General features: G+C 61.5%; 19 protein-coding genes. 9 read left to right on the top strand and 10 right to left on the bottom strand.

Going from position 1 to position 22330, the window contains the following annotated elements; translation table 11 throughout:
- Positions 1-26 precede the first annotated feature (26 nt).
- The gene (locus AC1DZ5_RS01220) at positions 27-683 is read left to right on the top strand and encodes an ABC transporter ATP-binding protein (protein WP_477885231.1); all 657 of its coding nucleotides are present in this window, start codon (positions 27-29) and stop codon (positions 681-683) included.
- 20 nt (positions 684-703) lie between these two features.
- Positions 704-1507 carry a DODA-type extradiol aromatic ring-opening family dioxygenase gene (locus AC1DZ5_RS01215; RefSeq protein WP_477885229.1) on the top strand — a complete coding sequence of 268 codons (804 nt, stop codon included), beginning with the start codon at positions 704-706 and terminating at the stop codon, positions 1505-1507.
- 3 nt (positions 1508-1510) lie between these two features.
- Here the strand turns inward: AC1DZ5_RS01215 and AC1DZ5_RS01210 are convergent, their stop codons facing one another.
- Together AC1DZ5_RS01210 and AC1DZ5_RS01205 are read right to left on the bottom strand one after the other, a co-directional pair.
- Positions 1511-1795, bottom strand: a complete 285-nt coding sequence (locus tag AC1DZ5_RS01210) for a hypothetical protein (RefSeq protein WP_477885227.1) — start codon at positions 1793-1795, stop codon at positions 1511-1513.
- 38 nt (positions 1796-1833) lie between these two features.
- Positions 1834-2607 carry an SDR family NAD(P)-dependent oxidoreductase gene (locus AC1DZ5_RS01205; RefSeq protein WP_477885225.1) on the bottom strand — a complete coding sequence of 258 codons (774 nt, stop codon included), beginning with the start codon at positions 2605-2607 and terminating at the stop codon, positions 1834-1836.
- A 101-nt stretch (positions 2608-2708) separates the two neighbouring features.
- On the opposite strand from AC1DZ5_RS01205, the gene AC1DZ5_RS01200 reads away from it, so the two are divergent.
- Positions 2709-3617, top strand: a complete 909-nt coding sequence (locus tag AC1DZ5_RS01200) for a LysR family transcriptional regulator (protein WP_477885223.1) — start codon at positions 2709-2711, stop codon at positions 3615-3617.
- A gap of 7 nt (positions 3618-3624) precedes the next feature.
- Here the strand turns inward: AC1DZ5_RS01200 and AC1DZ5_RS01195 are convergent, their stop codons facing one another.
- Positions 3625-4251, bottom strand: a complete 627-nt coding sequence (locus AC1DZ5_RS01195; protein WP_477885221.1) for a FecR domain-containing protein — start codon at positions 4249-4251, stop codon at positions 3625-3627.
- Positions 4252-4502: 251 nt separating this feature from the next.
- Here AC1DZ5_RS01195 and urtA point away from each other — a divergent pair, with 251 nt between their 5' ends.
- The 5 genes from urtA to urtE all read left to right on the top strand — a co-directional run bounded on the left by urtA (position 4503) and on the right by urtE (position 10152).
- Positions 4503-5777, top strand: a complete 1275-nt coding sequence (urtA, locus tag AC1DZ5_RS01190) for an urea ABC transporter substrate-binding protein (RefSeq protein WP_477885219.1) — start codon at positions 4503-4505, stop codon at positions 5775-5777.
- 96 nt (positions 5778-5873) lie between these two features.
- Entirely contained in the window at positions 5874-7454 is a 1581-nt protein-coding gene (gene urtB / locus AC1DZ5_RS01185; protein WP_477885217.1) for an urea ABC transporter permease subunit UrtB, read from the top strand.
- Positions 7451-8569 carry an urea ABC transporter permease subunit UrtC gene (gene urtC, locus AC1DZ5_RS01180; RefSeq protein WP_477885215.1) on the top strand — a complete coding sequence of 373 codons (1119 nt, stop codon included), beginning with the start codon at positions 7451-7453 and terminating at the stop codon, positions 8567-8569. The genes urtB and urtC overlap by 4 nt, the downstream gene beginning before the upstream one ends.
- A complete protein-coding gene (urtD, locus tag AC1DZ5_RS01175; RefSeq protein WP_477885213.1) occupies positions 8566-9447 on the top strand; it encodes an urea ABC transporter ATP-binding protein UrtD in 882 nt (293 codons plus the stop codon). The genes urtC and urtD overlap by 4 nt, the downstream gene beginning before the upstream one ends.
- A gap of 12 nt (positions 9448-9459) precedes the next feature.
- Positions 9460-10152 carry an urea ABC transporter ATP-binding subunit UrtE gene (urtE, locus tag AC1DZ5_RS01170; RefSeq protein ID WP_477885211.1) on the top strand — a complete coding sequence of 231 codons (693 nt, stop codon included), beginning with the start codon at positions 9460-9462 and terminating at the stop codon, positions 10150-10152.
- On the opposite strand, the gene AC1DZ5_RS01165 is transcribed toward urtE, so the two are convergent.
- Genes AC1DZ5_RS01165 through AC1DZ5_RS01140 form a run of 6 tightly spaced genes read right to left on the bottom strand, consistent with a single transcriptional unit; the run spans position 10149 to position 15793 of the window.
- Positions 10149-11813 (bottom strand): tetratricopeptide repeat protein, encoded by a 1665-nt coding sequence (locus AC1DZ5_RS01165; protein WP_477885209.1) that lies wholly within the window; start codon positions 11811-11813, stop codon positions 10149-10151. The genes urtE and AC1DZ5_RS01165 overlap by 4 nt on opposite strands.
- Positions 11814-11853: 40 nt before the next feature.
- On the bottom strand, positions 11854-12684 hold the full coding sequence (locus AC1DZ5_RS01160; RefSeq protein WP_477885206.1) for an urease accessory protein UreD: 831 nt from the start codon (positions 12682-12684) through the stop codon (positions 11854-11856).
- Between the two features lie 2 nt (positions 12685-12686).
- A complete protein-coding gene (locus AC1DZ5_RS01155; RefSeq protein ID WP_477885204.1) occupies positions 12687-13160 on the bottom strand; it encodes a nucleoside deaminase in 474 nt (157 codons plus the stop codon).
- The gene (locus AC1DZ5_RS01150) at positions 13160-13927 is read right to left on the bottom strand and encodes an ABC transporter permease (RefSeq protein ID WP_477885202.1); all 768 of its coding nucleotides are present in this window, start codon (positions 13925-13927) and stop codon (positions 13160-13162) included. The genes AC1DZ5_RS01155 and AC1DZ5_RS01150 overlap by 1 nt, the downstream gene beginning before the upstream one ends.
- A 6-nt stretch (positions 13928-13933) precedes the next feature.
- Entirely contained in the window at positions 13934-14761 is an 828-nt protein-coding gene (locus AC1DZ5_RS01145; protein ID WP_477885200.1) for an ABC transporter ATP-binding protein, read from the bottom strand.
- A 3-nt stretch (positions 14762-14764) separates the two neighbouring features.
- Positions 14765-15793: an ABC transporter substrate-binding protein gene (locus AC1DZ5_RS01140; protein ID WP_477885198.1), complete on the bottom strand. Its 1029-nt coding sequence runs from the start codon at positions 15791-15793 to the stop codon at positions 14765-14767.
- A gap of 131 nt (positions 15794-15924) precedes the next feature.
- On the opposite strand from AC1DZ5_RS01140, the gene AC1DZ5_RS01135 reads away from it, so the two are divergent.
- Complete coding sequence (locus tag AC1DZ5_RS01135) at positions 15925-21051, top strand: sensor domain-containing protein (RefSeq protein WP_477885196.1); 5127 nt, start codon at positions 15925-15927, stop codon at positions 21049-21051.
- 41 nt (positions 21052-21092) lie between these two features.
- Here the strand turns inward: AC1DZ5_RS01135 and AC1DZ5_RS01130 are convergent, their stop codons facing one another.
- Positions 21093-22322: a M20 family metallopeptidase gene (locus AC1DZ5_RS01130; RefSeq protein WP_477885193.1), complete on the bottom strand. Its 1230-nt coding sequence runs from the start codon at positions 22320-22322 to the stop codon at positions 21093-21095.
- Positions 22323-22330 lie beyond the last annotated feature (8 nt).

Here is a 22330-nt window from a genome sequence, read left to right as displayed (position 1 = left end):
TTTATGCGTTTCTTCAGCCCTGCGTCATGACCTTCTTCGCCCATCCCACTTCGCCCGACGCCACGCCCTGCGTGTTGCAGGCGCAGGACCTGCGCTTTGGTTTCGCTGGGCAGTGGTTGCCGCTGCCTGCGCAGTTGCAGATTCCGCCGGGTGTGACCTGGCTGGGTGGTGGCGAGGGTCGGGGCAAGACCAGCCTGCTGCGCTTGCTGGCGGGTGATCTGTTGGCACCAGGCAGCAGCCTGCAGCTGGGTGGCGTGTCTTTGCATGTCCAGCCCGCGGCCTACCGCCAGCAGGTGGCGTGGATGGATCCGCGCAGTGGGGCGTTTGACCAAGTCAGTGCCACCCATTTTTTCAAAACCACCGCCGCGCGCTACCCGGATTGGGACGACGCGCTGCTGGCCGACTTGACCGATGCGCTGGGGTTGATGCCGCACCGTGAGAAACCGATGTACATGCTGTCCACCGGCTCCAAGCGCAAGGTGTGGTTGGCCGCGGCCCTAGCCTCGGGGGCCACGCTCACGCTGTTGGACGAGCCGTTTGCGGCGCTGGACAAGGCGTCTATCCGCTGTGTGCTGGCGCTGTTGCAAGAGGCTGCCGCCCACCCGCGCCGTGCCTGGGTGGTCGCTGATTACGAGGCACCTTTCGAGGTGCCGCTGGCCCAGATCATCGATCTGGGCGATTGAATTTTTGAAGGAGACCCACCATGTCCCAACGCCTTCCCACCTACTTCATCTCACACGGCGGCGGCCCTTGGCCCTACATGCCGGAGATGGCCGCGGCCATGCAACCGCTGGCCCAGTCGCTGTCCGACATTCCACGCCAACTGGGCCAAACACCCAAGGCCGTCTTGATGGTCACCGCGCACTGGGAGGGCCGTGCCTTCACACTGGGCAGCAGCCCTGCGCCCGGCATGGTGTACGACTACGGTGGCTTTCCGCCCCATACTTACCAAATCGTCTATCCCGCACCCGGTGCGCCTGCGCTGGCGCAGCGCGTGCAGGGGTTGTTGGAGGCCGTAGGCCTGCCCGCGGCGCTGGACAGCCAGCGAGGCTACGACCACGGCACCTTTGTGCCACTGGCTGTGATGTACCCCGAGGCCCAGGTACCGGTGTTGCAAATGTCTCTGCGCACCGGGCTGGACCCGGCCGAACACCTGGCGCTGGGCCGTGCCCTGGCACCGTTGCGTGACGAAGGCGTGCTCATCGTGGGCAGTGGCCTGAGTTACCACAACCTGCGCGCCTTCGGTCCGCAGGCCAAGGCACCCTCCAAGGCGTTTGACGATTGGCTGCAGGCTGCGCTGGTCGCCCCGCCTGCACAACGAACCCAGTACCTGCTGGACTGGGAACTGGCCCCTGCGGCCCGCCTGTGCCATCCGCGTGAAGAGCACCTGTTGCCGCTGATGGTGGCGCTGGGGGCGGCTGAGGCCGACACCGCGACCTGCGTCTACCACGAGGACGCAATCTTCGGCGGCGTCACCGCGTCCAGCTTCCGCTTCGACGCAGCCTAAGCCCTAGAGCTGCTTTTCTTCGATGGGGTTGTTGTCTGTGGCGGGCTTGGGCTTGTCCGACTGCAGGCGCTCGCGTTCCTGCTCGTAGCGGTCATATGCCGGACCTTTGCCGCAGGACTCGTTCTGTGCGCCGCGGCCTGGCGGGCAGCGCTGGAAGCCGTCGTAAAACGCGCGCTCCCAGTGCACATCGGCGCAACCGCCCAACAAGGTGAGAGCTAAGCCGCAGACCAGCCCGGCAAGGCGGCGCTGGATGCGGGTTGATGGGGTGGGGGCAGAGCCAGTGTGCATAAGGTCTCCTCGGAGGAGACCATGGTAGCAGCGGGCGCTTACAGAAACATGCCGCCCGACGCTTCGATGCGCTGGGCGTTGACCCAGCGGTTGGCCGGTGTCAGCAATGAGGCAATCATGGCGCCAATATCGTCCGGCACACCGGTGCGGCCTAGCGCGGTGTTGGCGGCCACAAAGGCATTGAGCTGTGCGTTGTCGCGCACAGCGCCGCCACCAAAGTCGGTCTCGATCGCGCCGGGTGCCACCACGTTGACGGCAATGCCACGTGGGCCCAGCTCCTTGGCCATATAGCGCGTCAGCGTCTCGATCGCGCCCTTCATCGCACCGTAGGCCGCGTAGCCGGGCAGCGCAAAGCGGGCCAAGCCGCTGGAGAGGTTGACGATGCGCCCGCCGTCGCTCATCAGCGGCAGCAGCTTTTGTGTAAGAAAGAACACGCCCTTCAGGTGGATGTTCATCAGCGTGTCGAACTGCGCCTCCGTCGTTTCCATCAGGCTGGCATGTACGCCCACACCGGCGTTGTTCACGAGAAAGTCAAAGCGTTCACGCTGCCAGGTGCTGGCCAGCGCGGCCTTCACCTGCGCTGCAAATTCCGCAAAGCTGGCGCTGTCGCCGGTGTCGAGTTGCAGCGCCACGGCGCGGCGGCCCAGCGCCGTGATTTCAGCGACCACCGCTTGTGCCTCGGCGGCTTGGCTGCGGTAGGTGAGGATGACGTCGCTGCCGTTCTTGGCAATGTGCAGTGCGGTGTTTTTGCCCAGGCCGCGGCTGCCGCCGGTGACGAGGGCGATGGGGGTGGAGGAGGGGCTAGTAGACATAGGAACTTCCTTGATGGGTTGGTGATGGAAGCGAGTCTATTGAGCGGCACGAGTTTGATAAATATGCCAATGGTGATTGCATTGTTTGCAATAATTGAACAATGAGCACCCTGGACCGCATGCAGATCTTTACCCGTGTGGCCGAGCTGGCCAGCTTCACGCAGGCGGCGGACGCGCTGGGCCTGCCCAAGGCCAGTGTGTCCATCGCCGTGCAGCAGTTGGAGGCCGAGCTGGGCACGCGCCTTTTGCACCGCACCACGCGCAAGGTGCAGCCCACGCAGGACGGCCAGGCCTTCTACGAGCGCTGCAAAGATTTGCTGGCCGATGTGGACGAAGTGCAAACCATGTTCCAGCAACAGGGCGTGCAAAACCTGCGCGGCCGCGTGCGCATCGACATGAGCACGGGCATGGCGCGCCATGCCGTCATTCCGCGCTTGCCGGAGCTGCTGGCCCTGCACCCGCTGCTGGAGCTGGAGATCAGCAGCACCGAGCGCCGTGTGGACCTGGTGCGCGAGGGCTTTGACTGCGTGCTGCGTGTGGGCCCCGTGGGCGACACCAGCCTGGTGGCGCGCCCGCTGCCGCCGCTGCGCATGGTGAATGTGGTCAGTCCGGCCTACTTGCAGGCATATGGCACGCCGCATACGCTGGTGGACCTGGCGCAGCACCGCCTGGTGCACTACGCCAGCACCTTGGGTGCCAAGCCCGGTGGCTTTGATTATTCCGAGAATGGTCAGATGCTGAGTCTGCCCATGCAGGGCGCTATCACCGTGAACAACGCCGATGCTTACACGGCGGCCTGCCTGGCGGGTCTGGGTCTGATCCAGGCGCCGGCAGTGGGTGTGCACCTGCTGCTGAAGCAGGGGCTGTTGGTGGAAGTGCTGCCCCAACATGTGGCACTCCCCATGCCGCAGACCCTGTTGTATGCCAACCGCCGCAACCTGTCCAAGCGCGTGCGCGTGGTCATGGACTGGATGGCCGAGGTGGTGGGCGACTACGTGCAGACGGTGTAGGAACGGGCTAGTAGCCGCTGGACGCGGGGCGCCCATGGAATGGGGGCACACGGCCCACCGTGGCTTCGAGCAGCGTGAGCTCGGCATCGCGGTGGTTCAACACAGGCGCGGGCTGCAGCAGCGGCCGACTGCGGTCTGCGCCAATCGTGATGGGCCGGTCGTGGTAGAGGGTGGTTAGGGTTTGCGCCTGGCTGACGTCGGCCAGGGGCTGGACGTCGGCCGTGCCGTAGCACAGGCAAAAGTAAACCTGCGTGTCCTGTGTCTCGATGTAGCAGGCGGTGCCGCGAATGCCCACGGTGGCGGTGGCGGTTTCGATGCGTTTGGCGCCGGGGCCAAACACCGACAGCACCTTGCCGGTGAGCACGCGCATCACGCCCACGGCGCCGTCCATCAAAAAACTCACTTGGCTGTTGTTGCGCATCAGGTAGGCGTTGTTGGCCATCACATAGACCACCTCGCTCTGCGCGCCCGTACTCACCGTGTCGCCCTGCAGCACGGCCTGGCCCACGTGCGCGGGGGCGCCGTTGACGCGCACCTCGCCGCGCAGGCTGTGGATGCCATTGGGCAGCGGCTTGTTGCCATTGGCCAGCGCGTGGCTCAGCCCGGCCAGACTGCCTGTGGCCGCAAGTTGCAAGAGAAATCGGCGTCTAGCCCCCATGGAATATGCGCGAGTAGCTATCAAAAAGTGAGTAAATCAAGTGCCTGCATCCAGTGTAGAGGGTTTCGTGCTGGCCGTCATCCGGTGCGTGCCCGGGGGGCTGGGGCACTTGCAGGGCAGGTGTACGCCACACGGCGTATTTCCAGTTCAGGGGGGCATCCCTACAGTCACTCTATCGGTTTGTAAAAGCAAGCCGACACCAGTTTTTAACCCTCGGAGAAGCCCACATGCAACGCCAGAACTCTCGCCGTTTTACCCTGAAGGCACTCACCGCTGCCGTCGCCCTGACCACCTTGTCCGCCGTGCCTGCGTTCGCCGCAGACACCATCAAGGTCGGTATCCTGCACAGCTTGTCAGGCACCATGGCTATTTCGGAAACCGTGTTGAAAGACACCGTGCTGATGGCCATTGACGAAATCAACGCCAAGGGCGGCGTGCTGGGCAAGAAGCTCGAACCCGTGGTGGTCGACCCCGCTTCCAACTGGCCCCTGTTTGCGGAGAAAACCAAACAGTTGCTGACGCAAGACAAGGTCGCCGTCATCTTCGGCTGCTGGACTTCGGTGTCTCGCAAATCCGCTTTGCCCGTGCTGGAAGAGTTGAACGGCCTGCTGTTCTACCCCGTGCAGTACGAAGGTGAAGAGCTGTCCAAGAACGTGTTCTACACCGGTGCAGCCCCCAACCAGCAAGCCATTCCTGCAGTGGACTACCTGATGAGCAAAGAAGGCGGCGGCGCCAAGCGTTGGGTGCTGCTGGGTACCGACTATGTGTACCCCCGCACCACCAACAAGATCCTGCGCGCCTACTTGCACAGCAAGGGTGTGAAGGACACCGACATCGACGAGAAGTACACCCCGTTTGGCCACAGCGATTACCAGACCATCGTGGCTGACGTGAAGAAATTCGCTGCCGGTGGCAAGACCGCTGTGGTGTCCACCATCAACGGTGACTCCAACGTGCCCTTCTACAAGGAGCTGGGTAACGCCGGCCTGAAGGCCAAGGACGTGCCAGTCGTTGCCTTCTCCGTGGGTGAAGAAGAACTGCGCGGCGTGGACACAAAGCCACTCGTGGGCCACCTGGCTGCCTGGAACTACTTCATGTCCATCAAGAACCCGACCAACACCGAGTTCATCAAGAAGTGGTCTGACTACGCCAAGGCCAAGGGCATTGCTGGTCACAAGGACAAGCCTCTGACCAACGACCCGATGGAAGCGACGTACATCGGTATCAACATGTGGAAGCAGGCTGTGGAGAAAGCCAAGTCCACCGATGTGGACAAGGTGATTGCAGCGATGGCCGGCCAGACCTTCAAGGCGCCAAGCGGCATCGTCTCCAAGATGGATGAAAAGAACCACCACTTGCACAAATCGGTGTTCATCGGCGAAGTCAAGGCCGACGGCCAGTTCAACGTGGTGTGGAAGACACCCGGCCCTGTGAAAGCCAAGCCATGGTCTCCGTACATCGAAGGCAACGACGTCAAGCCTGACGAGCCTGTCAAGAAGTAAGGCGAAGGCAGGGAGAGGCTAAGTTTTCTTTAGCCAAAGCCGCCACTGCCTGTACGGGCCGTGGCGGCTTGTTTTATTTACCCGGAGAGTTGGCGTATGCCAAAACGACTATTTCATGTGCTGGTCATTGCTATTGTTTTGATAGCTACCCGCGCCCAGGCGCTGACGGCCAACGAGGCAAAAGCCATGGCAGTGGGCGAGGGCGATGCGCGTATCGAAGCCCTGCGTGCCGCCGTTGCGGGAGCCGATGCCAACACCGTGCGCTTTCTGCAGGCGCTGTCTGACGATGCCGTGAAGGTGATGGGCGACCGCCCGGTGCTGGTGGTGGACGGCATGGGCGTGGACCCCGTGACCAATGCCGAAGTGGTGCTGACCGACAGCGCCGAAGACGTGATGAACAACAACCGCATGCGCGGCGAGCTGGACACGGCGCTGGCCGCGGTGAAGCTGCTCTCGACGGATGTGAAAGTGCGCCGCGAAGCTGTGAAGACCCTGCAGGGCGAGGTGGACGAGAGCAAGCTGCCACTGATCGAGAAGGCGCTGGCCGCCGAGACCGTGCCCGACATCAAGGAGCAGATCACGCTGTTGCGCGCCGCTGCGCTGCTGGGCAGCGCCGACACGGCCAAACGGCTGGAGGCTGCCGGCTCGCTGGGCGACAGTACCCTGGCTGCCACGAAGACGCTATTGGTGGAGCGCCTGAAGATTGAGACCGATGGCCCCGTGAAGGCCGCGCTGGACAAGAGCCTGCGCGCGCTGGAGTCGCGCCTGGCCTGGGGCGACCGGCTGGGGGCCATCTTCAGCGGTATCAGCCTGGGTTCCATCTTGTTGCTGGTGGCGCTGGGTCTGGCCATTACCTATGGCCTGATGGGCGTGATCAACATGGCCCACGGCGAACTGATGATGATAGGTGCCTACGCCACCTATGTGGTGCAGGGCGTGTTCCAGAAATACCTCCCCGGCGCGTTTGACTGGTACCTGCTGGCATCGCTGCCCGTGGCCTTTATGGCGTCGGCTCTGGTGGGCGCGGCGCTGGAGCGCGGGGTGATCCGCTTTCTCTACGGCCGGCCACTGGAAACACTGCTGGCCACCTGGGGTATCAGCCTCATGCTCATGCAACTAGTGCGTACGATCTTTGGTGCGCAAAACGTGGGCGTGGAAAACCCCAGCTGGATGAGCGGTGGCGTGCAGGTCATGGGCAATTTGTCCCTGCCTTACAACCGTCTGGTCATCGTGGGCTTTGCCTTTGCGGTGCTGCTGGGCGTGTGGTTCCTCATCGAGAAAACCCGGCTGGGCCTGTTCGTGCGTGGTGTGACGCAGAACCGCCCCATTGCCTCGTGCATGGGGGTGAACACGGCGCGCATCGATACCTACGCGTTTGCGCTGGGCAGCGGCATTGCGGGCCTGGCCGGCTGTGCGCTGAGCCAGGTGGGCAACGTGGGGCCAGACCTGGGCCAGGGTTACATCGTGGACTCGTTCATGGTGGTGGTGCTGGGCGGCGTGGGCCAGTTGGCCGGCACCGTCTACGCTGCGCTGGGCCTGGGTGTGCTGAACAAATTTTTGGAAGGCTGGACCGGCGCTGTGCTGGCCAAGATCGCCGTGCTGGTCTTCATCATCATCTTTATCCAGAAACGTCCCCAAGGCATCTTTGCCATGAAGGGCCGGAGCGCAGAAGCATGAGTACCTCCCCCGTTCCTACCCTTGTTCTCCCGTCACCCCAACCCTTGCTCAGCCGCAGTGGCTGGGGCGCCTGGTTGGGCGCCCTGGTGGTGCTGTGCGCGCTGGTGCCGGTGCTTAACCTGCTGGTGCCCGTGGGCAGCGTGTTCCACCTCAGCGACTTTGCGGTGGGCCTGGTCGCCAAGATCATGTGCTACGCCATCTGCGCGCTGGCCATGGACCTGATCTGGGGCTACACCGGCATCCTGAGCCTGGGCCATGGCGTGTTCTTTGCACTGGGCGGCTACGCCATGGGCATGTACCTCATGCGCCAGATCGGCCTGGACGGCAACTACAAGAGCGCCTTGCCCGACTTCATGGTGTTCCTGGACTGGAAGACTTTGCCCTGGCACTGGACCTTCTCGGGCAGCTTCATCGCCACGCTGCTGTTTGTGGTGCTGGTGCCCGGCCTGGTGGCGTTGATCTTCGGTTTCTTCGCCTTCCGCTCGCGCATCAAGGGCGTGTACTTCTCCATCATCACCCAGGCCATGACGTTTGCGGCCATGCTGCTGTTCTTCCGCAACGAGACGGGCTTTGGCGGCAACAACGGCTTCACCGATTTCAAGCGCATTCTGGACATTCCCATTGCCACCACCAGCATGCGCATGACGCTGTTTGTGCTGACGGCGGCCACGCTGCTGGTCTTCTTCCTGATGGCACGCTGGCTGGTGAACAGCAAGTTTGGCCGTGTGCTGCAGGCCGTGCGCGACGCGGAAACCCGCGTCATGTTCAGCGGCTACAACCCCATTGGCTACAAGCTCACCATCTGGGTCATCTCGGCCATGATGTGCGGTGTGGCTGGTGCGCTGTATGTGCCGCAGGTGGGCATCATCAATCCCAGTGAGATGAGTCCGGCCAACTCCATCGAGATTGCCATCTGGGCTGCAGTTGGTGGCCGTGCCACGCTGATTGGCCCGGTGGTGGGAGCTTTCATCGTCAACGGTGCCAAGAGCTGGCTCACCGTGACCTACCCCGAGTTCTGGTTGTACTTTCTGGGTGCGCTGTTCATTGGCGTGACCCTGTTTCTGCCCGATGGAGTGGTTGGCTTGATCAAGAAACTCAAAGGGAGCAAAGCATGACTCCCGACCTGTTGGAGCAGGGCGCCAAGCGCGTCCAGGATCACATGGCCGCGTTGGTGGCCCAGTCCGGGCAAACCGAATCAGGTGGCCGCGCGGCGGGCTTCTCGCGCGTGGCCAAGGCCGGTGAGGTGGACGTCACCCATGGTCGCATTCTCTATCTCGAAGACGTGAGTGTGAGTTTCGATGGCTTCAAGGCCATCAACAAGCTGTCGCTGGACATTGCACCGGGCGAGCTGCGCTGCATCATTGGCCCCAATGGTGCAGGCAAGACCACGATGATGGACATCATCACCGGCAAGACACGGCCCAATTCAGGCACCGTATTCTTTGGCAGCACCATCGACTTGCTGCGCTTCAAGGAAGCCGAGATTGCGCAGCTTGGCATTGGCCGCAAATTCCAGAAACCCACGGTGTTTGAGCAGCTCACGGTGTTCGAGAACCTGGAGCTGGCCCTGAAGACCAACAAGGGCGTGAAGGCCTCGATGTTCTTCAGGCTGGACTCGGCCCAGAGCGACCGCCTGGCTGAGGTGCTGCACACCATCCACCTCGCCGATAGCGTGGGCCGCCTGGCCGGCAACCTGAGCCACGGGCAAAAGCAATGGCTGGAGATCGGCATGCTGCTCATGCAAGACCCCAAGTTGCTGCTGCTGGACGAACCTGTGGCGGGTATGACCGACGAGGAAACTGAGCGCACGGCCGAGCTGTTCCTCACGCTCAAGGGCAAGCACTCGCTCATGGTGGTGGAGCACGACATGAGCTTTATCCGCACCATCAGCGACATCGTTACCGTGCTGTGCGATGGCTCGGTGCTGGCGCAAGGCACGCTGGACCAGGTGCAATCGGACGAGCGCGTCATTGAAGTGTATTTGGGACGCTAAGGTAGTGAGCACATGCTGAAAATCAAGAACGTCAACCAATACTATGGCGGCTCGCACATTCTGCGCGATGTGAGCCTGGAGGCCGAGATCGGCAAGGTCACGGTCATCCTGGGCCGCAACGGGGTGGGCAAGACCACGCTGCTCAAGTCCATGATGGGTCTGGTGCCCATCAAGTCCGGCAGCATTGAGTTCGATGGCAAGCCCATCCAGAAGCTCACGCCCTATGAACGGGCGCGCCTGGGCCTGGGCTTTGTCCCGCAGGGGCGTGAGATCTTTGCGCGCCTGACGGTGGAAGAAAACCTGCGCATGGGCCTGGCCTACAAGAGCGCCAGCACGCCGATTCCGCCCGAGTTGTTCGAGCTGTTCCCCGTGCTCAAGCAGATGCTGAACCGCCGCGGCGGTGACCTGTCCGGCGGGCAGCAGCAGCAGCTGGCCATTGCGCGCGCACTGGCAGCCGGCCCCAAAGTATTGATTTTGGACGAGCCCACCGAAGGCATCCAGCCCAGCATCATCAAGGATATTGGCCGCGTGATCCGCATGCTGGCGGATCGCGGTGACATGGCCATCGTGCTGGTGGAACAGTACTACGACTTTGCCCAGGAGTTGGCCGACGACTATGTGGTGATGGAGCGTGGTGCGGTGCTGGCCCGTGGCAAGGGTGACAACATGGAGATCGACGGTGTGCGCGCCTTGGTGGCTATCTAGGTGAGGGTGGGTGGTGCGTCGGGCGGTACCCGCTTGCCCGTGCGCAGTGCCAAGCCACCTGCCTGGCGTTTTTGCTCGCCCAGGGAGGCACGGCTAATCACCGGGCCACACAGAGCACGCAACTCGTTGACCAAGCCCTGCAAGTGCGCCTCTTCCTTGACCTTGCCGCTGTGTTTTTGCAGCAGCTGGTAGGCGTTTTCGGCCAGGCGCGCGTTCATAGTTTCTTTGCCATGCAAGATCAGGTTTTTGACCGCAGCGGTGGGGTCGCCCCCTAGGCTCAGCGTCATCGCCGCTTCGGTGTACTCCAGCACCTGGGTTTGGGCCGTGCGGATGACCGCCTGGTACGGGGGGTAGGCCAGTGCGCTGGCGGCCAGCAGCTCCGTGATGGAGCGGTTGCTGCAGAAGCGCTTGGCCAGCGCCTCTACCACGGAGGCCACCTCATCGAGCTGGATGGCCTTTCGCGCCAGGTGGGACACCAGGGTGACCAGGTTGCTGGCGGACTCAAAGTCAAACTGCGGTGTCTGCACAGCCCGGGCCATGTCCCGCACCGCGTTCAGCGAGGGTCCAAACTGCTGCTGTTGGATCAGGCTGAGCACATCCACCACGGCCGACAGGCGCTGCAGTCGCACGTTGTCCGGGTCCTTGTCGATAAGGCGCAAAAAATCGTCCTGGCAGCGCTGCAATCCTTTGCGGTCGTTGCTTTCCAGGCGCGTGAAGGCCAGCAGCACCAGGCTCTGGCTGTCGAACATCTTGGACTCGATACCCAGGCGCACCGTCTTGTCCAGCAGGCGCTCGGCATCTTCGTGGTTGCCCGAGTAGTAGGTCATCATGGCCAGGTTTTGCACGCGGCTCACGGAGGCCGGTGTCAGCGTGGACGCCATCTTGTAGGTCTCCAGCGCCTTGTCAAAGCGGCCCAGCTCGAAGTAGGCGCGGGCCATCACGTCGTAGGCATCGGCGTAGCTGGGGTCGTCGTTGATGAGGTTTTCCAGCGTGCCGGTGGCCTGGTTGATGTTGCCGGCCTCCAGCTGCGCGCGGGCCACACCCAGGCGTGCCCAGGGCAGCGTCTTGGCGGCAATCACGGCCTTGTACAGCACCTGCGCTTCGCCATGGCGGCCCAGGCGCAGCAGCAGCTCGGCGCCTACGCGGGCGGCGTACAACCAGAACTGGCCTCGGGACTCGAAGCGGTCCATGCACATGGCGGCAGCTTCTTCAAAGCGCTCTTCCTCGATGGCGCTGAAAATGCCCTGCAGCGAGACCTTGCGGGTGCGCGCCGCAGCCAGGCGTTCTCCCAGATGGATGGCTTTGTGGGGCTTGAGCAGGTAGCCGTCCAGCGCGGACTCAGCCGCCTCGGCCACCTTGGCGTAGGTGGCCTCGCCAGTGATCATGATGAATATGGTGGAGAACGGCAGCAGTTGGTTGCGCCGCAGGTCGTCCAGCAGGTCCTGGCCCGACATTTCATCGGTGGCGAAGTGCTGTTCACACAGCACAAAGTCAAAGCCCCGGTATTCCAGTTGCTTGCGCGCATCGATGGGGCGGGCCGCCTGGGCCACGGTGGCAACACCAAAGTCCCGCAACTGCGATACCAAGATGGATCGCGACGTAGGGTTGCCATCCACGACCAGGGCGGTGCATTCAGAAAAGTCAGTATCTAGCTCTGCCATCGCTCGCATTATGGGCGCAGCGCACCCGGAATGGGCGCTGTCACATGGACCAGATTCTGGGGTCTGCGGCGCTGAGCGCCCAGGCCTCGGCGCGCCAAGCGCGGCGGATGTTGCGTAGCAGCTGCATGGCGGGCTCTACCGTGGGGGCCAGGGCACGCACCACCACCACGCGCGGGTTGGGGCTGGTGGCGCCCACGCTGCGTGCCAACGGGTGGCCTTCGGTGGCATGCCGCGCGATGTCCAGCAGGGCTTCCTTACGCGGTCGCGTTAGCGGGCTGCCGCTGGCAAAAAATAGGGTTGCCAGGCAGCGTTGGCCGTCCAGCCCGGCAGGGCTTTGCATCAGGCGCTGGTCTTGTGCGTCAATGCGCCCGCGCTCTAGCCAGACGCCGGGGATCTCGATGTGTTGCTCCAGCTGGCCCCGCGTAAACGGCAGCTGCGCATGGGGCAGGCCCAGCGCGGTGATGTCCCAGCCCATGCATTCGGCGCTGGGGGCCAGCTCCAGCTGCAGCTGGTTGCGGGCCTGGCAGCCGTCGTAGCAAATGGCCTCCAGGGGCAACCATTCCATGCGCACGCCGTCGTCCAGCGTGAGGCGACTGTGCTGCGTGGCCCAAGGGCCCTCCGACCGGTAGAAACGGGTGGCCCCGGGCGTGGTGATGAGGCCGTGCGAACCGGCATTGGCACGCACGGTGATGGACAGCGTATCGCCGCCCACCAGGCCACCTGGCGGGTGCACCAGCACGTTGTGGCAGGTGGCATCGCCCTCGGGGTACAGGCTTTGCAGAATGCGCAGCGGGCCGCTGTGCACATGGCGGGCCACGGTGCGGCCCGATTCCAGACGGTAGCTCAGGTCGAGCTGGGCGTGCCACACCATTCTTATCGGGCCCAGAAACCGCGGTGCAGGGCCGCAATGGCCTCTTCCACCGCTGGCACGGGGCCAGTCACTTGCACCTGCTGCTGGCCCGCTGCCAGCACCGTGCGGCAGGGCAGGTCCATGGTGGGGTTCTCGGCGTGGTTGCCGGTCAACTCCAGTAGGCGCCGCTCCGTCATGCCAAACACCAGGTGGCCAATGTGCGCCCAATACTGGGTGCCTGCGCACATGGCACAGGGCTCTACGGTGGTGACCAATGTGCAACCCCACAGGTATTCCGGCGTGTAGTTGGTAGCGGCCACGCGTGCCAGCGTGGACTCGGCGTGGTTCACCGTGTCCACATTGCCCTGTTCGGCCAGCACGGTCTCGCCATCGGGGGCTATAAGGATGGCGCCGAAGGGATGGCGCCCCAAAGCTATGGCACGCGCGGCCACAGCATTGGCGCGCAGCAAATGGCGCTCAATCTGCTCTGGTGTCATCAGGTGTTTTGAGAGCCGCGATGGGCCCAGCCGGTGGTGTGTTTTTCAATCGCGCTGAACAGCTCGTACATCACCATGGCCATGGCACCCACCACCACCAGGCCGGAGAAGGCCAGGCCCATCTGCATGGCCGATCCTGCGCTGATGAGCAGGTAGCCAATGCCTTCGTTGGCAGCGGTCATTTCGGACACCGTGGTGCCCACAAAGGCCAGCGTGATGGCGACCTTGAGCGAGCCGTAGAAGTAGGGCATGGAGCGCGGCAGGCCGACCTTCACCAGCACGTCCCAGCGCTTAGCGCCCAGCACGCGCAGCACATCTTCGAGCTCTGGCTCCAGTGTGGCCAGGCCGGTGGCGATGTTGACCATGATGGGGAAGAAGCTGATGAGGAAGGCCGTGAGGATGGCCGGGCCTACGCCAATGCCAAACCACACCACGAGGATGGGCACAAAAGCCGCCTTGGGCAGGGCGTTGAAGGCGGTCATGAGCGGGTACACGGCGGCATAGGCCAGGCGCGAGCTGCCAATCAAAAAGCCCAGCATGACACCGACTACGATGGCGATGCCAAAGCCCGCCATGGTGACCCAGTACGTACGCCAGGCATGGGCGGCGATGATGCCCTTGAACTCCCAGAATTGGGTCCAGATGCGCCAGGGACTGGGGAAGATGAATTCGGACACATCAAAGGCCGAGCACAGGATTTGCCACAGCACGACCACGGTCACCAAGAGCAACCAGGGCGACCATTGTTCTATTTTCTTTTGGTTCATGGCGGTTTACTGGTTGATGGTGGCGCCGGTCTTGCGCATGGCACCAATGTGCCCGCGCAGCTCGTGCACGATGTCCGTAAATTCTTTGGTGTAGGTGATCTCCAGGTCGCGCGGGCGCGGCAGCTCAATCTCCTTCTTCACCACAAAGCGGCCCGGGCTCTTGCTCATCACGTATACCGTATCGGCCAGAAACACCGACTCGCGCAGATCGTGCGTGACCAGAATCACGTTGAATTGCTGCTCGGTCCACAGGTCGCGCAGGATGCACCACAGCTCTTCGCGCGTGAACGCATCCAGCGCGCCAAAGGGCTCGTCTAGCAGCAGCATCTTGGGCTCGTGGATCAGCGCGCGGCAGATGCTGGCGCGCTGCTGCATGCCACCCGAGAGCTGCCAGGGGAATTTGTCTTCGTAACCCGCCAGGCCTACCTTTTGCAACAGCTTGCGGGCGCGTTCCTCGTATTCCTTGCGCTTGGCCTTGAAGTTGCTGCGGTAGGGCTCCACGATTTCCAGCGGCAGCAGCACGTTGTCTACCGTGGTGCGCCACGGCAGCAGCGAGGGCGCCTGAAACGCCATGCCCGAAATTTTGAGTGGCCCCGTCACCGGCTGGTTGTCGATCAGGATCTTGCCCATGGACGGCATCTTCAGGCCGGTGGTGAGCTTCATGAAGGTGGACTTGCCGCAGCCCGAAGGCCCGACGATGGCGATGAATTCGCCCTTGCGCACCTTCAGGTCGATGGCCTCGACCGCGAAGTGGTTCTGCTTGAGCAGCTCCTCGTTGTAGGCCAGCCAGACATCCTGAAAATCGACAAACCAGGGGGAGACGGATGCGCTCATGACTTACTTCTTGGGCAGGACATCCAGGGCCGCTTTGGAGGGCAGGAAGCTGCCGTTCCACACCACGTCGGGGTTCACGCGGCTCTTGGTGTTGAACGCGTCCGATACCTGTGAGGCCATCAAGGACAGGCGGGGGCCGTTGACCTGGCCAAAGCCTTCGGCGCGTGCATTAGCGCTGTTGATGGCGGTGTCGATGGCCAGCTTCAGGCGGCGGGTTTCGAGTTCGGTGTTGATGATGCCGTCACGGGCCTTCACGTCCTCAATGGCCGCGGCGGGGTTGCCGATCACGTCCTTCATGCCTTTGGCAAACGCGGCCAGGAAGGCTTTCACCGCGGCGGGGTTTTCTTTCAGGATCTTGGGCGAGGCAATGATGGCGTTGCCATACAGCCTCACGCCATAGTCAGGGTAGGGCAGCACCACCACGTCTGTAGCTTTGACGCCACGGGCTTCCAGGTTCAGCAGTGAGGTGAAGGTGAAGCCGGTGATGGCGTCCACGTCGCCGCGGGCCAGCATGGTTTCGCGCAGGGGCGGGTCCATGGCGGTCCACTGCACACCGCTGATGTTGTTGGCCTTGGCGAAGATGGGGAAGGCGCGGCGGCCGGCATCAAACACCGGGGCACCGAGCTTCTTGCCATTCAGGTCCGCAGGGCTCTTGATGCCCGACTTCTTCAGAGCCATGACCGATGCGGGCGTGTCGTTGTAGACCATCATGATGGCCACAGGCTTGTTGGGTGCATCGGCGTTGTTGGCGTGGAATTCCATGAGCGCGGCCAGGTCGGCAAAGCCCATGTCGTAAGCACCCGATGCCACACGGGTCACGGTGCCACCGGAGCCGTTGCCGGCATCAATGGTGACATCGAGCTTGGCGTCCTTGAAATAACCCTTGGCGGCGGGGGTGAGGAACAAAGCCGCGGGGCCTTCAAAGCGCCAGTCCAGCTGGAACTTGATGGGGGTGACCTGGGCCAGGGCCGTACCGGCCGTCAGGGTAGCTACCGCGAGGGCCACGGCGTGCAAGAAATAGCGCTTTTTCATGAAGGTTCCTTGGGTTCAACAGACAGAAGTTAACACGCAAGAAGGATGCCCAATTCAGGGGCATCTCTTCATAAAAAACTTGACCCCTACAATCTTCAGGGGCATGCTGAGTTTGAACATTTTGGCGATTTTTGAAACGACTGATCAAAGCAGCCCGAAGACTCAGCAATACAGAGGATGAATGGATGATCAGCGCAAGCATGCAAAGTGACGTCAGGCATCTGATCCTGACGCGGCTGCGTATGGCGTACCAACGGGTAACGCTTTCTACAGTTTCCAGCCTGTTGGTGTCATCGCTGGTGGTGGTCGCCTTGTGGCCGACCGTTGCCCGGCAGGGGCTCCTGGCCTGGCTTTTTGTCCTGTGGTCGATCCTGGGGGTTCGCTACCTGTTCGCCCGTCGCTTTCTGAAGCTGGACTCGAGCACCCGCGCCGAGCCCAGCCATTGGATCACTGGCTATGTGATCGGGGCGGCAGCCACGGGGCTGTGCTGGGGGCTCACCGTCTTTTGCTTCCCCGAGTCGCCTCGGGATCAAACCACCCTTCTGCTGGTCTTCGTGATCGCGGGGGTCAGCGCATTTGCCAGCGCGACCATGGCATCGATCCCGCAGGCATCCGGCGCATTCATGCTGTCTTCTTTGTTGCCAGTCGCTCTATGGTTATTTTTATTTGACCAGCACATCATGACTTTGATCGCGCTGGTTTATCTGGGGTTGATGCTGCTGCTTTCGCGCCAAGTTCATGATGCCGTGCTTTCTTACGTGGTGTCGAACCACCAGAACAAGGAATTGACGTCGGCGGATCAGGAGCGCGAAGCACGCTACCGTGCCCAAAGCAATCTGCTGCATTCTGTGATGGAAAGCGCATCCGACGTGAGCGTTTGGGCACTTGACCGTGACTACCGCTATCTGATGTTCAATGCAGAACACACTAGAAGCTCAAAATTGAGAGGGGTGGATATTGCCATTGGGATGAGCGCGATCGACATCGTCGAGCGCGAGGAATTCAGGGAGTTTTTCCGCCATGGATTCGGGCCTGCGTTGGCGGGTCACAGTCTCTTCGTGGAGACAAGGGAAGCAGTCGTGCAAGAGGGCACCACGACCTACGAATACTACGAACACCACGGTTCGCGAATTTGCAATGATGCAGGCGAAGTCGTTGGGTTGACCATCTTTTCACACAACATCACCGAGCGTAAGCGCATGGAGCATGCTCTGGAGGACTCGCGCAACTTTCTCAGCAAGGTCATCAATTCCATCTCCGACAACATCTCCGTCAAGGACAGCGAGCATCACTGGATACTGCTGAACGACACCTGTTGCGCCATGCTAGGCCACCCTCGTGAAGTACTGCTTGGCAAGTCGGACTACGATTTCTTGCCCAAAGAGCAAGCTGACGTGTTCTGGGAAAAAGACGATCTAGTGTTCAAGTCCGGCCAAGTCAACCTCAACGAGGAGGCCCTCACCGGTGCGGATGGCAATACGCGCTACCTGCTAACCCAAAAATCTCCTTTCACGTTCAGTGATGGGCAGCGGTATGTTGTTGCCATCAGTCGTGACATCACCGAGCGCAAAGCAATTGAAAAAGCTTTGGCTGACAGCGAACACATGCTGCAAGATGCCCAGCGCATTGCCCATGTCGGCAGTTGGGATGTGGATTTGCTGAACGATAAGCTCGTTTGGTCGGATGAGATTTTTCGTATTTGGGAAATCGACAAGACGAAATTCAAGGCGGACTTCGCGGCATTCGTCGATACGGTGCACCCGCAGGACAGGGAGCGCGTAACGCAGGCCTACAACGAAGCCATTGGCAACCACTCGCTCTACGAAATCGAGCATCGCCTGTTGTTCCCGGATGGAAGGGTCAAATACATCTTGGAGCAGGGTGAGCCGCAATACGATGCGCAGGGCAAACCTGTGCGCTTTATTGGCACATCGCTGGACATCACTGAGCGCAAGCGCCTACAGAATGAGTTGGTCGAGCGTGAGCGCGAGTTTCGTTCGCTGGCGGAAAACCTGCCGGACAATATTGCGCGCTGGGATGTGGAAGGCCGTTATTTGTATGTGAACCCCGTCCATGAACGAACGCTGGGCCTTGCTGCAAGCGATCTCATCGGCCAACCGCTCCCCGATACCCATGGGCACGTGAAGGCGGCCATCGCCCAGGTTGTTGCAGCCGGGCAGATGGTGGAACTGGTGCGTCAATCCATTCCGGTTGGTGATGAGATTCAATTCCACGAAGTCAGCCTCGTGCCGGAGTTCGATGCCGAAGGTCGCATCGTCAGCGTGTTGGGGCTGGGGCGCAACATGACGGAGTTTTACCGCATGCAGCAGGCTGTGGTTGAACGCGAGCGCGAGCTTCGTGCTCTGGCCGAGTCTTCTCCGGGCATGATGGGGGCGTTCTATTCGCGCCCGGACGGTTCGATATGCATGCCCTATGTCTCTCCGAAGATCGAAGAACTGTTCGGCCTGCGGCCGCAAGACGTTGTGAACGACGCAACGCCGCTTATGGCGATGACCCATCCAGACGATGCACGGCGGGTGGCGGATTCGATTGCTGAATCGGCGCGCAACATGACGACGTGGCACGAGGAGTACCGGATCACTCACCCCACGCGTGGAGAGCGCTGGATGGAATCCAACACCCATCCGGAGCCACATCCGGATGGCGGCATCGTCTGGTATGGCTACGTGCATGACATCACCGAACGCAAGCGGGCGCAGCAGAAGCTGGAACTGCTCGACCGCGCAATTGATATGTCAGCAGATGCCATTTTCATGATCGACGAACAGCTTCGCTTTACCTATGTGAACGAAGCCGCTTGCCGTGCACTGGGCTATAGCCGCGAAGAGCTGATGACTATGGGGCCTTGCGACATTGACCCGGACATACAACGCGAAGTGTTATTGAAAATAATGTGGGAGTCTCCGATCGGTTTGATGAACATCATTGAGACACGTCACCGGACCAAAGACGGTCGAACCTATCCGGTCGAAATCTGCGGCGTGCAGTTTGAAGAGGAGGGAGCAAGGTTCGGCCTGACCGTAGCGCGCGACATCACCGAACGCAAGCAAACAGAGCGCGCACTGCGGGAGAACTTCAACCAAATCATTGCGCTCAATCGGAGTCTGGAACAGACGGCCCGTGACATGGAGCAACAGGCCACCATACTGGAGGCATCTCAAGCGCAACTTCAGAGAACCGAAGCCTGGTACCGCGGCATTCTGCAATCAGCACCAGACGGCATGCTGGTAGTGAGTGAACAAGGGACCATTACGTTGGTGAATGCGCAGCTTTGCCGGATGTTTGGTTATGCAGATGACGAGCTGATCGGCCAGCCGATTGAGACACTGGTTCCACCACAAGCCCGCGGTGAACATGTGGCTCTTCGCAACGGCTTTATCCGTGGGCCTTCAAAGGGCAGAAAGATGGGGGGAGATGCTGCCGAGCTGAGAGGTCGTCGTAAAGATGGTAGCGAATTTTTCGTGGACATTTCCCTGTCCCGTCCGCCCAGCATCGATGAGGGTGCTGGGGCGATTTGCGCAGCCATACGCGATGTCACTGAGCAGCGGCGCCTGGAGACGGCGCTGGCCGAGCGGGAGCATGAGTCGCGCACCCTGATCGACAACACACCAGACACCATCGCCCGTTACAACCGCGATGGCATCCGTATCTTTGCAAATCAGGCCTTGGCGAATGGAGTCGAAGGCGGTTTGGAAGCTGCGCTTGGCAAAACCCCCGCCGAGGTTCCTGGTGGAGAGCAATCCAAGATCTACGAGGAAAAATTGCGTGAGGTTCTTGCAACGGGTGTCAACACCGAATTTGAGTTGACCTGGGTGAGCAAGAATGGACAAGATCTGTGCAGCCATATTCGGCTCACCGCGGAGTTTGATGCCAACGGCACCGTGGCCACCGTGCTGGCTGTGGGACGCGATATCACTGAGCTGAACAACTTCCGCCGGAAGATTCATCAGATGGCGTTTTATGACAATCTGACCGCGTTGCCCAACCGCGCCTTGTTCAACGATCGCCTGCACCAGGTGCTTCACGATGCAGAATGGCACGGCCAACTGGCTGGAGTGATGCTACTGGATCTGGACCGCTTCAAGGCCATCAACGACTCGCTGGGCCACCCCGCCGGGGACGCCCTGTTGCGCGAAGCTGCACTTCGACTGACCTTTTGTGTGCGCATCTATGACACCGTGGCTCGTCTGGGCGGGGACGAGTTCGCCATTTTGTTACCCGATATCCGCAGCGGCGATGACCTTGGGCGAGTGGCCAGCAAAATTCTCACGGCATTCAATGAGCCGTTTTTACTGGAGGGCACCGAAGTGTTTGTGTCCACCAGCATCGGCATTGCGGTGTACCCCGATGACGACACCGATCCGAATGGGCTGATCAAGCAGGCCGATTCGGCCATGTATTTCGCCAAGCGCTCCGGTCGCAACAATTTCCGCTTTTACTCCAAAGATCTCACTGCCAGCGCGGACGAAAAACTGTCGCTGGAGTCAGAGTTACGCCGTGCGCTTGAACGCAACGAGCTGGAGCTGTATTACCAGCCCAAGGTTCGCTTGGGCGACAACATGCTGGTGGGGTCAGAGGCGTTGCTCCGTTGGAACAATCCGCAGCGGGGCATCGTGCCGCCGAATCAGTTCATCTCGATTGCCGAGGACAGCGGACTGATCATCGAAATTGGCCAGTGGGTTCTGCGTGACGCGTGTCGCACTGCCTGCGATTGGAATGGTGCGCAGAAGCCCTTACATAAGGTCGCCATCAACCTGTCGGCGCGCCAGTTCCAGTCCCACGACCTGGTTAGTACGGTGCGCGATATTCTCGAAGAAACCGGTTGCCAGCCGCAGTGGATTGAGTTGGAGATCACTGAGAGCCTGTTGCTTGACGAGCACGGCCAAGTGTTGGAGATGTTGAAAAGCTTCAACGCCATGGGCGTCACCATCGCCATCGACGATTTCGGCACCGGTTATTCATCACTGAGCTACCTGGCACGTTTCCCGATCAACACCCTGAAAATTGACCGCTCGTTCATCGGTAGCCTCACCACGGAGCATTTCCGTGCAGAGCTGGTGAAGGCGATTCTTTCCATTGCACGTTGCCTGGGGCAAGAGGTGGTGGCCGAAGGGGTCGAGACGCTGGAGCAGGCGGCATTCCTGCAGGCCCATGGGTGCCAGGTTGCACAGGGGTATCTCTACAGCAAACCGGTGCCCAAAGCGGAGTTTCAGGCTCTCGACTTTGTCAAGCGATGACTGACTTTTGGGAATTTTGTGCGATGCCCCTGGGACTTAGTTCAAGGTTGCAGCAAGTCCAGCAGCGTGCGCGCCACTACCTTGGTCGCTTTGCGCAAATCGTCCAGGCTCACACGCTCGTCGGCGCGCTTGGCATGCGACTCCAGCACCGTGCGCGGGCCGGCGCCATAGATCGCGCCGGGGATGCCGCGCTCAGCGAACAGGCGCACATCGGTGTACAGCGGCGTGCCCATGGCGGGAATGGGTTCGCCAAACACGGCCTGCCCATGCTTTTGCAGCGCGTCCACCAGCGGTTGGTTGCCCGGTAGCGGCTGCATGGAGTTGGCGAGCAGCAGGCGCTTGATGTCCACGGTGATGCCAGGGCAGGCCGCAGCCGCATCGGCGATCACTTGGCGAATGTTCGCCTCCACCTCGGTGGGGTTTTCCTCGGGGATCATGCGGCGGTCCAGCTTGAGCACCACCTTGCCGGGGACCACATTGGTGTTGGTGCCGCCTTCGATGCGGCCCACGTTCAGGTAGGGGTGGGTGATGCCTTCCACCTGCGAACGCACCTGCTTGTACAGCGTGTTCTGTGCATACAGCGCGTTGAGGATGTGCACCGCGCCCTGCAGCGCGTCCACCCCGGTGTCGGGAATGGCGGCGTGCGCCATCTTGCCGTGCACGGTCACTTCCATTTGCAGGCAGCCGTTGTGTGCGGTGATGACCTGGTAGGAGAAGCCGGCGGCCAAGAGCAGGTCGGGTTTGGTGAGGCCTTTTTGCAGCAGCCAGCCCGGGCCCAGTTCGCCGCCGAATTCTTCGTCGTAGGTGAATAGCAATTCCACCGCACCCTTGAGCGGCAGGCCCAGCGATTCGAGTGCGCGTACGGCAAAGGTGTAGCTGGAAAAGTCGCTCTTGCTGACTGCCGTGGCACGGCCGTACAGGTTGCCATCGGCGATTTCTCCGCCATAGGGATCATGGGTCCAGCCCTCACCGGGTGGCACCACGTCGCCATGGGCGTTCAGGCCGATAGTGAGGCCGGGGCCATACGCACGGCGTACCACCAGGTTGGTGATGCTTTGCATGCCCGCTGCGACTACGTCGGTAGTGGGCACGGCGTGCTTTTCGGCGGCGATGCCCATGGTGGCCAGCAATTCCGCGGTGCGTTCTGCGTGTGGGGCATTGTTGCCCGGCGGCGTGTCGGTGGGCACACGCACCAGTTCTTGCAGAAAGCGTACCTGTTCGTCAAAGTGCGCGTCAATCCAGGTATCGAGTTGGTCGTAGGCAGTGGTCATGGTGGGGT

It is taken from the genome of Rhodoferax sp. P1_F3 (genome assembly GCF_056405715.1).
The sequence above is the reverse complement of the archived record's forward strand: the minus strand, read 5'-3'. Positions and strand labels throughout refer to the sequence as shown.

Coding starts and splice junctions, on each gene's coding strand:
- AC1DZ5_RS01205 (WP_477885225.1), bottom strand. CDS start 2,607: ATGTCTACTAGCCCCTCCTCCACCCCCATCGCCCTCGTCACCGGCGGC.
- urtD (WP_477885213.1), top strand. CDS start 8,566: ATGACTCCCGACCTGTTGGAGCAGGGCGCCAAGCGCGTCCAGGATCAC.
- AC1DZ5_RS01160 (WP_477885206.1), bottom strand. CDS start 12,684: ATGGTGTGGCACGCCCAGCTCGACCTGAGCTACCGTCTGGAATCGGGC.
- AC1DZ5_RS01145 (WP_477885200.1), bottom strand. CDS start 14,761: ATGAGCGCATCCGTCTCCCCCTGGTTTGTCGATTTTCAGGATGTCTGG.
- AC1DZ5_RS01130 (WP_477885193.1), bottom strand. CDS start 22,322: ATGACCACTGCCTACGACCAACTCGATACCTGGATTGACGCGCACTTT.
- urtA (WP_477885219.1), top strand. CDS start 4,503: ATGCAACGCCAGAACTCTCGCCGTTTTACCCTGAAGGCACTCACCGCT.
- AC1DZ5_RS01150 (WP_477885202.1), bottom strand. CDS start 13,927: ATGAACCAAAAGAAAATAGAACAATGGTCGCCCTGGTTGCTCTTGGTG.
- AC1DZ5_RS01140 (WP_477885198.1), bottom strand. CDS start 15,793: ATGAAAAAGCGCTATTTCTTGCACGCCGTGGCCCTCGCGGTAGCTACC.
- AC1DZ5_RS01210 (WP_477885227.1), bottom strand. CDS start 1,795: ATGCACACTGGCTCTGCCCCCACCCCATCAACCCGCATCCAGCGCCGC.
- urtB (WP_477885217.1), top strand. CDS start 5,874: ATGCCAAAACGACTATTTCATGTGCTGGTCATTGCTATTGTTTTGATA.
- AC1DZ5_RS01155 (WP_477885204.1), bottom strand. CDS start 13,160: ATGACACCAGAGCAGATTGAGCGCCATTTGCTGCGCGCCAATGCTGTG.
- AC1DZ5_RS01200 (WP_477885223.1), top strand. CDS start 2,709: ATGAGCACCCTGGACCGCATGCAGATCTTTACCCGTGTGGCCGAGCTG.
- AC1DZ5_RS01165 (WP_477885209.1), bottom strand. CDS start 11,813: ATGGCAGAGCTAGATACTGACTTTTCTGAATGCACCGCCCTGGTCGTG.
- AC1DZ5_RS01220 (WP_477885231.1), top strand. CDS start 27: ATGACCTTCTTCGCCCATCCCACTTCGCCCGACGCCACGCCCTGCGTG.
- urtE (WP_477885211.1), top strand. CDS start 9,460: ATGCTGAAAATCAAGAACGTCAACCAATACTATGGCGGCTCGCACATT.
- urtC (WP_477885215.1), top strand. CDS start 7,451: ATGAGTACCTCCCCCGTTCCTACCCTTGTTCTCCCGTCACCCCAACCC.
- AC1DZ5_RS01215 (WP_477885229.1), top strand. CDS start 704: ATGTCCCAACGCCTTCCCACCTACTTCATCTCACACGGCGGCGGCCCT.